This window comes from Methanomethylovorans hollandica DSM 15978, assembly GCF_000328665.1.
GTDB classification, from domain to species: Archaea; Halobacteriota; Methanosarcinia; order Methanosarcinales; family Methanosarcinaceae; genus Methanomethylovorans; species Methanomethylovorans hollandica.
Window position 1 is genome coordinate 1,959,297 of sequence record NC_019977.1, and the last position, 14,550, is coordinate 1,973,846.

Sequence of the window (14,550 nt, forward strand, 5' to 3'; positions counted from 1 at the left end):
ATCAGATAAAAAAGTCATTGCTTGACGTATTGTTCATGTCGGACAAGAGAAAGGCAGTACTCTTGTTGTTGCAGAATGGGCCAAAAGAAATGAAAAGTTTGCTAAAAGCGCTGGATACTAAGAGACCGGCTCTGCTGCCTCAGATTAAAATGCTTGAAGATATACACCTGATCGTTCATTATAATGGCATTTACGAATTGACTACTCTTGGAAAGATCGTAGTTGATAAAATGATACCTTTGTTAGACACATTAGATGTCTTTGATGGTGACATCGATTACTGGAGAGATCGGGACCTAAGGTTCATACCCTCATCCCTTTTGTACAGACTCCGCGAAATAAAGGGCTGTAAAGTGATCGAACCCAATTTAGTGAACATATATGAAATAAATAAAGACTTCATTGAAACATGTGCAATCTCAAAAGATCTGCTATTTATCCTGACCTTTGCACATCCGATCTTCACTACAATTATCTCCCAATTCATTGCTAACAATTCACACGTAAAAATTATAATCAACATGGACCTGTTACAAAAGTTCAAAGCAAATGAGCAGAAAGAAGTTAATGGATACATTATCAATGAAAAGATAGAATTTTATCTATACCCAAAAGACATTTCTCTGGGCACATTTGCTCAGAACGATCATTGCTCTGTATTAAGAACGCTGTCGAAGGATAGGACATATGACTACACTCAACTGTTTTGTAAAGGCCCCGATGCACTTAAATGGGGAAGGGAATTATTTGATTTCTACTTGAATGAGTCTATACCGATAACAGAAATTTAGGCCGCCCCAGATTATATTTTTTGTAAACAAGAGTATTATAAGCACATTATAAAGTAAAAAGCGACCTTATATCATTTCACTTAATGGGAAAGTAGTTACAGGCAGGAATTCTGCCTGTTAACCATTCATCAGATAATAGTTACTGTCTGATTCAGGGTCTGGTTCAGAGTTTTGTTTAGAGCCTGATCCACATTCTCCCCCACAGCCCCTATACTCATGTTCAGTACCTGTGCAACTGTCTGATTAAGACCTTCCCCTACGGCTACCTTTGTCTGGTTTATAGACTGGTTCACAGCACTTCCCACTGCCTCTTTTGTTTCATTGACAGCCATACTCACGGTCTGATTAATAGCCTGTCCAGCAGCGTCTTTGGTCTGATTGACAGCCTTTTCTATAGTCTGGTTTATATTTTGCCCAACTGCCTCCTTGGTCTGGTTCACTTTCTCCCCTATAGTCTGTTCCACGGTCTTGTCCGTACATCCGGAAACTACCGCCAGCCCCAAGACCATCAATCCTATCAATAAGAAATTAAGCATTGTCTGCAAAGTTATCACCTGTTTATTTATACTCATAGCCTGGAAAATGAAACTATTGGTTCATCCTGTATATGTGAGTTAAAAATTTAGTATTAATGGACTTCTACAGCTAAAAGCCATCTGTATAAGTGTTATAAATAGATCTCATTCTAATATATATTCTAATATCCATACAAATAGCACTCATGACAACTTTTTCAACATCTGAAACCTGAGATCATCGCCCTGCATTATGATAGTCCCCATTCTTGGGAGAATGATTTACCGGAAGTGTTTTTCCCCTGACAAGAGATGTGAATATGCCTACAATACAGAAGATCGTGAACAGGCTAAATGCATACTGCAGGCTTGCAATGAACTGAGTATGATATTCAGGTGTTATCTCCACCGGGCCTGTAACAACTGCAAAGATCATCATAGCAATACCCATTGAAAACATCTGTCCCAGTAGCCTCATGGTTCCGTTCATACCTGATGCCACACCATAGAACCTCTTATCTACCGAACTCATGATAACATTCGTGTTCGGAGATGAGAAAAGCCCGAATCCGATACCAAGCACCATGAGAATCCCGATCATGTACCAGACAGGTGTCGTTTCTGAAAGAAAGGTCAGGAAAAAGAGACCTATTGTCGTAAGGGTCATTCCTGCAGATGCAATGAGACGGGGCTCGATGCTGTCTGACAATTTCCCGGCAAGAGGAGAGACCATAGCCTGAAAAACCGGCTGAGCTATCAGTATAAATCCTGCATGTTCAGGCGTAAAACCTTTGGTGTACTGCAGATCAAGACTCAGGAGAAAGGTCACTGCATAGGTTGCGCTGTAATTGATGAACGCGGAAAGATTAGAAAGTGCAAAAACACGATTCTTTGTCAGAAGACTGATATCAAGGACCGGGGAAGGTATGCGCATCTCATACCGGATAAAGATAATAGTTCCGATAATTCCCACTGCTATAAGAGAAGCCCCTTTTATGTCCGGAAGTACAGAAAAGCCATACATAAGTGAAACTATTGCCATACCGTAGACCATAGACCCTTTCAGGTCGAATTTATCTCCCCTGCATTCCGCCCAATCACCTTTAAGTTTCCAGAGGATGAGAAGGATTGCCGCAAGCCCTATTGGAGCATTTACGAAAAAGATACTTCTCCATCCTAGATGCTGCGTCATTATGCCACCAAGGAAAGGACCGGTGGAGAGTCCGATGTACACTGCAGTAATGTAGATACCCAGGGCCTTTCCACGTTCACCCGGCGGATAGACGGAGGTGATCATAGCGATCCCGGTCCCGAAGATCATGGCGCTTCCCAAACCCTGGACAACCCTGATCGTTATCAGCATCGCTGTGGAATCAACCATGGTCATAGTCAGGGATGCAAGGCTGAAGATCGTTATGCCATATAGGAAAACCTTTTTCCTTCCATATATATCGGCGATCTTTCCGAAGGGAACAAGGAACACTGCTGAAGAGAGAAGATATGCAGTTGCAACCCAGGAAAGAAAGATAGCATTCATGCGAAATTCCGCTGCGAGTGTAGGCAACGCAATATTTACTGCCGAGCCATCAAATGGCGTGATGAATCCCGCAAGTACCGCGATCATAAGGATAATCTGTTTTTCAGTTTTAAGTGCAGGAGCATCAGGAGTTTCACGGGTTCCCTTAACTTGAGAAGAGGAAACTGCATTTTCAGCAGACGAAACATAACCATTTGTTTTTTTCACCATTCTATCACTGATCAGCAATGTTATAAAACACTGAAAGCAAGCAGTAAATTGCAGGCATTGCTACTTATATTTTGAGTAAGCTGACCACTATCTCATTGGCCTTTGCTCCCAAAATAGACAGAATGAGATCGCTTGTTTCTCTGTTAACTTGGAATAATATCGTTCATCTGATCCACCCGAAAAATCTCTGGAACAAACCCGACTCCTTTACCTCTACCGGAGCCTGGAGGGCATCTGAATACTCTATGTCACCCTCTGGTGTTTCATACCTAACAACAATATCTATCCCATACACTTTGGGCACAGCTTCGCTGTCAGCCTTAATTTTGACCTTTGCGACAGCTGTACTTCCGGGAGACATACCGGAAACGAATGCCACACTATCTGTGGTGCTTAGCGGGTCAGATGGATTGACCATGACCTTAACATTCTTTGCCTCTTCCTCACCTGTATTCCTGATATTTAAAATGATGATCTCCTCACCACCGGGATAAAGAGTGCCCGTAGTATTTATTATTTCAAAATCGGCCTGATCTTTTACTATGATCTTCAATGTCTGGTTCTGCACCATCATCCCATACCAGCGGTTCACATCGTACGTCTGGGCAGTGGCATCCGGGTCCATGACCTGTACATTCTTCTGATAATCATAAGAAAGGTTGAGGTAAAGGTTGTATTCCCCTGCCTTTGCCTTTTTATCGATCTTTATATCGAACCTGGCAGGTGAAACAGCATTTTGTCCGCTTCTTATAGAACCGATCTTCTGGCTAACGGATCTTATCTCTATGGGACTTTCCGGACCTGCTGAAAGAGAAGCGACTATACCTGTAGCATCTACCACGGCACTTTCCAGCTTCATTTCAGTCTGAGCGCCAAATATCTCATCGGCATCATCCGGAGTTCTGTCGTTCTTGAACCCTAACAGTTTACCATTGTTCATCAGGTCAATGTTCAAAGTAATCATCTGACCTCTATCGAATTCATTGCTGCCGATGATAGTGGCACTGATATCGGGACTGCCGTCTACGTTGTAGTAATTTTCTCCGAGATCGAAGCTTTGGGATACACTATAGGCTGTCAGGGTATCATAAGCTCCTGCAACGCCTGAGATCATAAAGAGCAATAAAGAAACTAATGCTATCATTTTCCTCATTTTATGCTTCCCTCCTGAAAAGATGGACACCTGCTGTAAAAGTAATAAGTGCGAAGAGTGAGAGTATTATCAGATCTGTGGATATAGCGCTCAGACCCTGACCCTTGATCATGATCGTACGCATGGCATCGTTCGCATAGGTCAAAGGCAACAGGTAAGCGATATAGCGCATCCAGTCCGGAACTGAACTCAATGGGAAAAACACACCGGTAACGAACATGGATGGAAGCGTGACTATCATGTTCAGCTGGAAAAAAGATTCCATATCATTCACTCTTGTTGACATTACAATCCCCATACCTACTCCACCGAGAGTGAAGATAACAAGCACCAGAGCAACAAGCAACCAGCTTCCATTCATATGGAATCCCACAAGGAAATACGCTGCCAGTATAAGGATAACAGACCTGATCAGCTGCAATATAAGCTGGTATATCGTTTTTCCGAGGATCACCGCTCGTCTGCTGACAGGGGTCATCAGGATACGGACAATGGTACCGTCTTCTTTTTCTCCCGCAATGGCAGAACCTGTGGTCGCTACAGAACCCATAAAAATGGTGAGGGCTATAACTGCTGGAGTCAGAAAGTCCAGATATTCAAGATCCCCGTAGATATTTGGGATTTCCAGAGAAACCGAGCCTCTTTCCGAGAACAGTTGCTTCATATAGTTCACAATAATGCCGGTTGTGGTAGTGTCCGAGGAATCGGTAAGAAGGGTCAGGGTCACACTTTCATTCTTCGCCAGTTTTTGGCTGTAATCCGGCGGGATCATCAGGACAGCTTTATACGATCCGGCATCGATCTTACTCTCTGCTTTTGACTGCGACATGTCTCTCGTGTAGGTTATGGAGAACATGGGCTCTCCACCGTATTTGCCGGCATAGCTGCCGATCTGGTGCACAAGGGAATTTGAGGCTGTGCCTGTGTCGTCATTAACGATCAGAATGGGAGCATTCTTTACAGTGCCACCCATCCCATAGCCGAAAAAGATGATCATAATAATGGGGAATAGGAACAAAGGAACCATGAGAGCCTTTTTTCGGGAAAGCTGTCTGAACTCCTTTATTGTTATTATCCAGGAGTGCTTGAGCTCGGTTATGATATTCATTTAATCACGCACCTCTTCTCCTGTCAGGTGTATGAACACTTCTTCAAGATTTGTGCTTCCTGACCTTTCCTTTAAATTTTCCGGCGTGTCCAGAGCTACCATTTTACCTAAGTTTATTACGGCAACCCTGTCACACAGATTATCAGCTTCTTCCATGTAGTGGGTTGTAAATACCAGCGTTTTTCCTTCCCCGTTGAACTTTCTAGCAAGTTTCCAGATGGCCTGCCTGGTCTGCGGATCAAGACCCGTGGAAGGCTCATCCCAGAATATGATCTGAGGGTCGTGCAGCACTGCGCATATCACTGAAAGGCGCTGCTTCATACCGCCTGAGAAGCTGCCGGCAAAGCGGTCTGCATGGGACTCAAGACCTACAAGCTGCAGGTAGTAATCGATACGTTCCTCCATTATTTTTTTAGGAACACTATAGAGCTTTCCCATAAGTTCTAGATTCTCCCTGGCCGTAAGGTCGGGATAAAGGCTAAGCTTCTGAGGAACTATGCCTATGATAGGCCTTATCTTGTCATCCGCTTTGTTAACGTCAAACCCCGCAACTTTTATACTGCCGCTGGTGGGCTTTATTAAAGTGGTGAGCATGGAAAAGATGGTGGATTTGCCAGCTCCGTTAGGTCCGATCATGCCGAATATGTCTCCCTTCAGTACATCGAAACTCACATCATTGACCGCAGTTATTTTCCTTCCTCTGGAATGAAAGACCTTGACAAGATCCCTTACCTCAATAATTGTTTCCATTCACTCACCAGGCTTCGCGTCCTTTTCAATTAGAATGCCGTTGGCAAATATATCTATAAAGCCTTCGAATTCTGCTTCCATGTCACAAAGAAACTTTTCACCAAGTATTCCGTTCAATAGATAGATATGAGCGAAATGACTTATATGGGTCAATGCCGCTGATCGGGGGTCTACATTGCGCATTTTTCCATCTTTTCTTTGAAACTCAAAGTATTCACTGAGATGCGCTACATTCATTTGATAGACAGAAAATAGAATTTCGGCAACTTCCGATCGCCTTTTCCCTTCTTCCAGCAACATGAACATAAACAGACGGTATTTGCCATTCAGTTCTTTTTCCTTCATGGAATGTGCAATGCTCTGGACTAAAGCATGAAGGCTCGTCATCATATCTGCATCCTTTTTTATAATGAATAAAGGATCAAGTGCTGAAAATGAAGCCCTGTTCTTGATAAGGACCTCTATCAACAGATTCTCTTTTGACTGAAATTTTCTAAATAAAGTCACTTCTGCAACATTTGCCTCTTTTGCGATCCTGCGGGTAGTTGCACCCGTATATCCCTCGCTTGCAAATACCTTCAAAGCAGCATTCAAGATCCTTTGTTCTGCATTCATTGAGTAAGTAAGTGATTACTTACATATAATTAAAAGCTTTGAAATGCTTCTAAAGTTAAGAGGAATGAAGCCAGACGTATGTCCGGGAAAAAATTGCCAGATTTGGAAAAACATCTTCTAATGCCACAAGTGAAAAACTTAATGTTTCTTTGACCACAGCTGATCAGATAAAAAAATGGTCATATCTTAGAGATGCTGGCTTATTAGCGGACGAAGAATTACTGATGCATGAGCAGAAGATACTGGATATGTAAAGATGCACACGAAATGTTTTAAAAAAGATATCCGATGCGGGGGATGGGATTCGAACCCACGAACTCCTACGAGACTAGACTCTGAATCTAGCGCCTTTGACCGGGCTGGGCAACCCCCGCATTGAGGCTACCGTATACTTGCATTAATGGTATATATGCTTTTCAGTTGCAGCCCATCAAAAGGAAAAGGGCTGCAAACATTCAACACATCAGCCGATCAGCTTCATAAGCAGGGCTTTCTGTGCATGTAGACGGTTCTCTGCCTGATCATACACCACAGAATGTGGACCGTCCATTACCTCCGCAGAGATCTCCTGCCCTCTATGAGCAGGCATGCAGTGCATAACAATAGCATCGCTCTTTGCAAGGCCCAGTAATTCAGCATTGATCTGGTAATCCTTAAGATCTTTCAGGCGCTTCTCGACCTGATCCTCATCACCCATGGAAACCCACACATCGGTGTATAATACATCAGCACCCTTTGCAGCCTCAAATGGGTCATCCGTAATGGTGATATCGCCCCCAAGCTCCCGGGCCTGCTTAACGATCTTCTCATCAGGCTCATAGCCAGGAGGACAGGCCACTACCATCTGCATACCCACTATCGCACAACCCAGAATAGCTGAATTGCACACATTGTTACCATCACCTACCCACACATATTTCAATCCATCAAAATGGTTTTTATATTCCCTGATGGTAAGCAGATCAGAAAGTATCTGGCACGGATGTTCCACATCTGAAAGAGCGTTGATCACTGGCACAGAAGAATGTGCAGCTATCTCAAGGATAGTACTATGCTTGTTAACCCTTGCAGTGATGCAATGTACATACCGGGAAAGAACAACAGCAGTATCAGCTATGGACTCTCCTCTTCCGACCTGTATATCCCTGGAAGAGAGAAATATAGACTGTCCCCCCAGATCAGCCATGGAGACCTCAAAAGAAACCCTGGTACGAGTAGATGACTTCTCGAACAGCATGGCCAGACTTCTGTTCTTCAGCAGGTCTGTGAGTTTGCCGCGGGCACGCTTTTCTTTAAGATCTTCTGCCATGTCAAGCAATTCAATGACCTCATCGTGAGTGAGGTCTGCGAAGGAAATGAGATGCCTCATATAATCAACTCATGTTCATTAGCTATGGGTATCATATTTTACCCCTTATCTTTTTCATATGATCGATACGTTTCTGGATCAGTGCAGAGGTACCTATATCCCTTCTGGAATGCAAGTCCCCTATGATATTATCAAGTGCTTCCTGAGCTTTCTTCTCTGCTTTGGCAATGGAGTCTGCAATTCCTACAACCGCTATTGCACGGGAGCCTGTAGTGTAGATATTATTGTTCTCTTCGTACACGCTTGCATAGAACACCAGTGCATCACCTACATCCCCGACAGATACCTCCTTATCCTTTGAAGGATTGTCGGGATACCCGGCAGGTACTGCGTACTTGCATACAGTTGCCTTTTTACTGAACTTAACTTCCAGTCTGTCAAGAGTTCCACCCACCACAGCAGACATAACATCCACAATATCTGTTTCCAGAAGAGGCAGCACGTTCATAGCCTCCGGGTCACCGAACCTGGCATTGAACTCTATTACACGAGGGCCGTTCTTTGTGATCATGAACTGGCCATAAAGCACACCTTTGTACTTCACACCTGTCTCTGTATAAAGTTCCTTAACAGTCTGCAGCATGATCCGCTTTGCCTGCTCTACATCGTCTGCAATCAGGAAGGGCAGGACCTCGCTGGCATCTGTGTAAGCACCCATCCCGCCTGTATTGGGTCCCAAATCATTCTCAAAAGCTCGCTTGTGGTCCTGCACTGCAGGCGAGAAAGCCAGATGCTCGCCATCAACAAATGCCTGTAATGTGAACTCTTCTCCTACAAGGTTCTCCTCTACTACCACACTTCCGGATTCAAGAAGCTGCGCAGCATATTCCTGGGCATCTTTCACGGTTGGAAGCTGATCGCCCATGACCTTAACACCTTTGCCGCCGGTAAGACCTGCTGGTTTTATAGCAACATTCCCAAGCTTTGCAATGAAATCGAACATCGGCTCTTTCTCAGTAAATACCTCGAATATAGGACAGCCCTCTATCCCATGCTTTCTCATGAAATTCCGGGCCCATGCTTTATCAAACTCGATCTGAGCCACTGCCTTCCTGGGGCCAACAACACCGATGCCGACATCTTCCAAAGCGTCTGCAAGCCCGGCTGCAAGAGGAGCTTCAGGCCCGATAAAGGCAAGATCAACGTTATTTGCAGTTGCATAAGCAACAATTTTTTTCACATCGGTTTCTTTTTCCAGAAGAAAATCCTGACAAAGCCTGGCAATACCAGGGTTCTTCTTCGCCATCACACCGAAGATGACAGGATCTTTTCTGCTCTGAGCAATAGATGCTGCTATTGCATGTTCCCTTCCCCCGCCGCCAACAACTAGAACATTCATTTGTAAAACCTCGTCAAATAAAGTTTTTTATTTAAATATTGAAGTGATATTCTTTAATCATTTTCTGATAATCGCATTTAACACAGCTGACATCCATTTATCAGGAGGTCATATATAACCATGGCAAAGATAAATAACACTAAATACTAAGGACTCTTTCTCATATTCAGATAAATAATTTACTTTTTTATCCTACATCTCATTGTATAAGGTCACTGGCACCTACAAGAGGAATAAGTTTTACACCCAGTGCTGCAAGGCTTTGCTGAGCTCCTTCCTCACGATCTACCACAGTGATGACAGCATCCACAAAACCTCCTGCTTCCCTGATAGCGGCTATGGCATCCTTTACTGATCCACCGCTGGTTGTTACATCTTCGATCAAGATCACACGGGAACCTTTACTGAGATCACCTATAAAACGACCTCCAGTCCCATATCCTTTCTCTTCCTTACGGACGATTAAAAGTGGAATACCTGATGTAAGTGAAACTGCTGTTGCAAGAGGGACACCACCCAAAGCTACACCACCAACCATGTCCACGTCTTCATTACCTATCAGAGCAGCCGCCTGTTCTGCTATAACCGTTAGAGTAGCTGGATCGGTGCTGGCTTTTTTAATATCGACATAGTATTTGCTCTTCTTGCCTGAAGCAAGCGTAAAGTCACCAAATTTCACTGCCCCGCAATTTTTCAAGGCAGATATAAGGATAGATTTTCTATCATTTTCTATATCCATAAGCATCACCCATGATCAATAGATGTATAGTAAAGTTTACCAGGGCTCTTTCTTTACCCCTACAATGTAACCGACAATATTTGTTGTAAGATGAAGCAACGGAGTTATGATCAACACAACTGCCATTATATTCCAGGTAAAATTGATAGTGAACCATCCTGGAGAGGACAAGTATGTGAATACCCACGCACCCAGTACAAAATCAAGCTGGTCTACAAGTGGTAATGAAGCCCCTCTTTTCATTCCAAGCCTGCGCTTGAAGAAACTCTTGAACATATCCCCAAAAAGGGAGCCAACAGCAAGGGACAGAAGGATCACCATAATTGTAGATCCACTGCCTGAGAATGAAGGCAAGGAGATATGCAGCAACTCTGATACAGGATTCAGAAGGAACATCTGAAGCAAACCCAAGAGCACACCGCATGCTATACCTGCGAACAGACCTCTGAATGTCTTGCCATCCCCCAGAATGCGCCTGCCATCCTTCAGTACTCTTCCCCCATCAATGGGGCGCCCGCCGCCAAAGACCGCGGCCATGGAATTAGGAATATAGGCAGGCAACATCAGCCAGACAGCTATGATCACTGTTTCTATCGTATTAACAACCCTTTTCAGTTTTATGGTTTCTCAGATATAGGCGCCATCGGTATTTAAGATACCGAAATTGTGGCATCGCATGTTATAATTTAATACAGTCATAAAATCAAACAACTACAATAAAATGCTACTGCACTACAACGCCTTATAGGTATCATATATTCTATATATAGGATGAGCATACATGAACTTTCACATGAGAGATCAGCAATGACAGAAAAAGAGAGCCTATTGACAAGTAAGAATACAATCTTTGCCGCTGTAGTATCATTTATCCTGCTTGCACTGGTGATAATTGCAGGTATGGTGACACCTCTTCTTGCCAAGATTCTAAGTGGCACAGAAATCATGCTAGGTTCTGAGTACTTTAACCCCAGGACTGCCCTTCCTACTGTATTGCTGATCATGATGCTTACGATATGTTTACTAGTCAGTTCCGTCAAACCCCGCAAAGTCCTGGCAGCAACTGCTGCACTTCTGCTGCTCCTGATAGCCGTCTTTGTCGTGTCCCCATTCTCAAATGCAGCAGTTGATGTGGCTATGGCTCTAATAATACCGGCTTTCATAGCCACAGGTTATAAGATCTGGCTTACGGCCAGGGATAAGAAAGGATACGGAAAATACAGGGGACTTTCTGCTCATCTGATCCATCTGGGAATACTATGTATCCTCCTTGGCGTAGTGCTTAGCTCCAATATTAAAGTGGAGGATTCAGCAGTATATCAGACAGGTAAAATGGGTGACCGGAATATACAGGACTACAGCCTCAAGATCACTTCAATGGCATCAAGGCTGGAAGGAGAACCTTATCAGGAGCGCCAGGCTTCTTCCTACATCACAAGGATAGATTTTGACATATATGACCAGAGCAGATACGCCAGAAGTGGCAGTGTGGAATATATCACTGACTTCAAATGGGGTCAGACCTACACTACAACATACATCCATAGAGGACTTACTGAGGAATTGTTCATAGCCCCCAGGGCCCTTGATGAAAAGACCGGGGAAGTGGATATGTATGTACGTATCGTTCCTTTCATAAACCTTCTCTGGGGAGGCATTTATATGATGGCGCTGGGTATCATTGCGTTACTTATCGTGGAAAATCGCAGCCCTCACCAGAGCATCACAATGTTACAGCCTTCCGGAAGAGAAATGGACATGGCTTTCTTTGAAAAACGATACGAAAAAATAATGGAGCATGAGCTCAGGAAACTGCGGTCCGGAAAAAGCGGGGGAGGAAGCAAATGAATCTTGGGATGGTCCTGGTCTGGCTGTCTCTTGCGACAGCTATAGGTGCTGTGCTTTCAGGGTACATGGGACATCGGAAGAGCAACATCTCTGTTGGTACACTTTCACGTAAGCTGGAAATAGCATGCCTGGTGCTTGCAGGGTCCTCGATGCTGTTGCTGATGTACCACCTATACACCGTCAACGCCTCGTATTCATACGTTTTCGAGCATTCCAGCGCTGATCTTGAGTGGTATTACAGGCTATCGGCTTTGTGGGCAGGCCAGGAAGGGTCCATGCTACTGTGGGCTGTTTCCATAATGGCAATGCTTGTGATAGTAGAGCACACCCATAGAATAAGACTTTCAGAGACCGCATTGATGCAGATCACACGCCTCATATCATTGTCTGTCGTCTGCGTGTTCCTGGGACTGCTGGTACTAAAAAACCCGTTCTCAGCACATCATGTGCTTTCCGATGGCAGCTTTGGGATCACTAACTGGAACCCGTTCGTACAGATGTACGATGTGCCCTATGGCCAGGGCATGAATCCCCTGCTGCGTAACCCCTGGATGGCAGTACACCCACCAGTGCTTTTCTTCGGATATGCCGCTTTCACAATACCTTTTGCGGCTGCAATAGGCAACTTGCTGACACATGATAAAAGATGGGAAGCCATCGCCACGAACTGGATGAGGATCTCCTGGCTGTTCCTCACATTGGGCATAGGGCTTGGCGGTTTCTGGGCCTATGAAGTCCTCGGATGGGGCGCATGGTTCTGGAGCTGGGACCCGGTAGAAACTTCATCACTGCTGCCCTGGATCACCGCAACGGCCTATCTGCATGCACAATTGCGTTACAGAAAAGGAGAATACGGGTTTATTGCGCCTCTGCTTGCAGTGACATCTTTCATACTGGTGGTATTTGCGACCTTTGTCACCAGAAGCGGCATGTGGGCCTCTGTACATTCCTGGCAAGACTTCACTGCCGAAAGTGGCATAATAGCAGTATTTTTAAGTGTACTGGTATTATCAAGTATGTTCCTGCTTGCAAAGAGATATTTTGAAGATGAGTGAAGAACTTTAAGAATTGGATTTATTGGCTCAAAGGGCAATTATTACCCTTCACTGAAAGGCTTTGCCCTCAGCTCCCCATCCTCCAGAACCAGTTGTTCGATCTTTCTTTCAGCCTTTGAAAGTTTCTGGCTGCAGACACGGGCAAACTTCATGCCCTGCTCAAATGTTTCAAGGCTTTCATCGAGGGTGAGATTGCCCTTTTCAAGTTTTTCCACCAGCCCTTCCAGCTTTTCAAGAGCAGTTTCAAAACTTAAACTTTCACCTATACTTTCTTCATTAGGACTTGCATCCATCTTTTTCCTCCTACCTGCCATGTTCGACCTCAACCTTTTCAATAACATCACAAATTATAGTACCATCAGTGACCCTTAGATCAAGCCTGGAGCCTGCTTGTACGGCACCGATACTCTTGACAACGACCTCACGGGACATTGCTATGCAGTATCCTCTTTCCAGAGTATTGAGCGGATTCACCGCATTCATACGGCCTGCCAGCACCTTAAGCAGCATTTCTCTGGACCCAAGATAATATTTCACATCCTTTTCCATAGCTGTAACCAGCTCATCAATTCTTTGATAACGCTGATCGATCATTTCCCGAAGCTTGTCCGGTTCCAGAGAATCATACATATGATCAAGCCTGGAGTTAAGGTCTGCAATCTTACGAGTTGCAGCATACTCAAGCCTCTGGAGCATAGAATCCATGAACCTTTTAAGTTCCACTCTGTCAGGGACTACAAGTTCTGCCGCAGCAGACGGTGTAGGCGCCCGCAGGTCAGCGGTAAAATCGGCAATTGTATAATCGGTTTCGTGGCCCACAGCGGAAACCACAGGTATCCTTGAGTTGAAAATGGCCCTTGCGACGATCTCCTCATTGAAGGGCCACAGATCCTCCAATGAACCACCGCCTCTGCCAACTATTATAACATCAACATCTGCTCTGTTTAGAAGCTCAATAGAGTCAGCAATGCTTTGTGCAGCTGCATCCCCCTGCACAAGGCATGGTGCCAGCAGCACATGCACCGGATATCTCCGGCCCAGCACATTGATGATGTCATGGACTGCAGCACCTGTTGGAGAAGTAGAGATACCGACCCTTTTGGGAAACCTGGGTATAGGTCTTTTGCGGCTCTGCTCAAAAAGACCTTCATCTTCCAGTTTCTTTTTTAGCTGCTCAAATATCCTGAACATTTCTCCTATACCATCCGGGCGCATGTCCAGGACCTTCAGCTGATATTGTCCCCTGACGGTATACACATCCACAGAACCATACAATATAACTGCCATGGAATCCTCAGGATCGAACTTAAGAGTCCGATTGGTCTGCCTGAAACTGACACAGCTTATCTGGCTCCCCTTATCCTTCAGTGTAAAATAATAATGGCCTGAGCTGTGTTTTTTGAGATTGGAGATCTCACCCCGCACCCACACTTCCCGCAGTCTGGGATCATTGACAAGTAGAGACCTTATGGTTTCATTGAGCATTGAAACACTAAATATACCCATTGGATTCTCAGACAT

At 44.5% G+C, this 14,550-nt stretch carries 15 protein-coding genes and 1 tRNA gene; 3 read left to right on the plus strand and 13 right to left on the minus strand.

Annotation, left to right across the window (positions count from 1 at the left end; all coding sequences use genetic code 11):
• Positions 1 to 35 precede the first annotated feature (35 nt).
• Entirely contained in the window at positions 36 to 791 is a 756-nt protein-coding gene (locus METHO_RS09405; protein WP_245546277.1) for a helix-turn-helix transcriptional regulator, read from the plus strand.
• A gap of 128 nt (positions 792 to 919) precedes the next feature.
• On the opposite strand, the gene METHO_RS09410 is transcribed toward METHO_RS09405, so the two are convergent.
• The 11 genes from METHO_RS09410 to METHO_RS09460 all read right to left on the minus strand — a co-directional run bounded on the left by METHO_RS09410 (position 920) and on the right by METHO_RS09460 (position 10,690).
• Positions 920 to 1,363, minus strand: coding sequence for a hypothetical protein (locus METHO_RS09410; RefSeq protein ID WP_015325301.1), 444 nt, complete (start codon positions 1,361 to 1,363; stop codon positions 920 to 922).
• 181 nt (positions 1,364 to 1,544) lie between these two features.
• A complete protein-coding gene (locus METHO_RS09415) occupies positions 1,545 to 3,053 on the minus strand; it encodes an MFS transporter (protein WP_015325302.1) in 1,509 nt (502 codons plus the stop codon).
• 163 nt (positions 3,054 to 3,216) lie between these two features.
• The gene (locus tag METHO_RS09420) at positions 3,217 to 4,206 is read right to left on the minus strand and encodes a COG1361 S-layer family protein (protein ID WP_015325303.1); all 990 of its coding nucleotides are present in this window, start codon (positions 4,204 to 4,206) and stop codon (positions 3,217 to 3,219) included.
• Between the two features lies 1 nt (position 4,207).
• Positions 4,208 to 5,314: an ABC transporter permease gene (locus METHO_RS09425; RefSeq protein ID WP_015325304.1), complete on the minus strand. Its 1,107-nt coding sequence runs from the start codon at positions 5,312 to 5,314 to the stop codon at positions 4,208 to 4,210.
• Positions 5,315 to 6,064: an ABC transporter ATP-binding protein gene (locus METHO_RS09430; protein ID WP_015325305.1), complete on the minus strand. Its 750-nt coding sequence runs from the start codon at positions 6,062 to 6,064 to the stop codon at positions 5,315 to 5,317.
• Positions 6,065 to 6,679, minus strand: a complete 615-nt coding sequence (locus METHO_RS13150) for a TetR/AcrR family transcriptional regulator (RefSeq protein WP_015325306.1) — start codon at positions 6,677 to 6,679, stop codon at positions 6,065 to 6,067.
• Between the two features lie 289 nt (positions 6,680 to 6,968).
• A tRNA-Leu gene (locus METHO_RS09440) sits at positions 6,969 to 7,053 on the minus strand.
• 89 nt (positions 7,054 to 7,142) lie between these two features.
• Positions 7,143 to 8,048 (minus strand): ornithine carbamoyltransferase, encoded by a 906-nt coding sequence (argF, locus tag METHO_RS09445; RefSeq protein WP_015325307.1) that lies wholly within the window; start codon positions 8,046 to 8,048, stop codon positions 7,143 to 7,145.
• Positions 8,049 to 8,079: 31 nt separating this feature from the next.
• Positions 8,080 to 9,387 carry a phosphoribosylamine--glycine ligase gene (gene purD / locus METHO_RS09450; RefSeq protein WP_015325308.1) on the minus strand — a complete coding sequence of 436 codons (1,308 nt, stop codon included), beginning with the start codon at positions 9,385 to 9,387 and terminating at the stop codon, positions 8,080 to 8,082.
• Positions 9,388 to 9,586: 199 nt separating this feature from the next.
• The gene (gene pyrE / locus METHO_RS09455; RefSeq protein ID WP_015325309.1) at positions 9,587 to 10,132 is read right to left on the minus strand and encodes an orotate phosphoribosyltransferase; all 546 of its coding nucleotides are present in this window, start codon (positions 10,130 to 10,132) and stop codon (positions 9,587 to 9,589) included.
• Positions 10,133 to 10,162: 30 nt separating this feature from the next.
• Positions 10,163 to 10,690, minus strand: a complete 528-nt coding sequence (locus METHO_RS09460) for a CDP-2,3-bis-(O-geranylgeranyl)-sn-glycerol synthase (RefSeq protein ID WP_015325310.1) — start codon at positions 10,688 to 10,690, stop codon at positions 10,163 to 10,165.
• 207 nt (positions 10,691 to 10,897) lie between these two features.
• On the opposite strand from METHO_RS09460, the gene METHO_RS09465 reads away from it, so the two are divergent.
• Both METHO_RS09465 and ccsA read left to right on the plus strand, forming a co-directional pair.
• Positions 10,898 to 11,974: a cytochrome c-type biogenesis CcmF C-terminal domain-containing protein gene (locus tag METHO_RS09465; RefSeq protein ID WP_083885762.1), complete on the plus strand. Its 1,077-nt coding sequence runs from the start codon at positions 10,898 to 10,900 to the stop codon at positions 11,972 to 11,974.
• A complete protein-coding gene (gene ccsA, locus METHO_RS09470) occupies positions 11,971 to 13,029 on the plus strand; it encodes a cytochrome c biogenesis protein CcsA (RefSeq protein ID WP_015325312.1) in 1,059 nt (352 codons plus the stop codon). Before METHO_RS09465 ends, ccsA begins: the two co-directional genes overlap by 4 nt.
• A 41-nt stretch (positions 13,030 to 13,070) precedes the next feature.
• Here the strand turns inward: ccsA and METHO_RS09475 are convergent, their stop codons facing one another.
• Entirely contained in the window at positions 13,071 to 13,343 is a 273-nt protein-coding gene (locus METHO_RS09475) for an exodeoxyribonuclease VII small subunit (RefSeq protein WP_015325313.1), read from the minus strand.
• A complete protein-coding gene (gene xseA, locus METHO_RS09480) occupies positions 13,333 to 14,550 on the minus strand; it encodes an exodeoxyribonuclease VII large subunit (RefSeq protein ID WP_245546279.1) in 1,218 nt (405 codons plus the stop codon). Before xseA ends, METHO_RS09475 begins: the two co-directional genes overlap by 11 nt.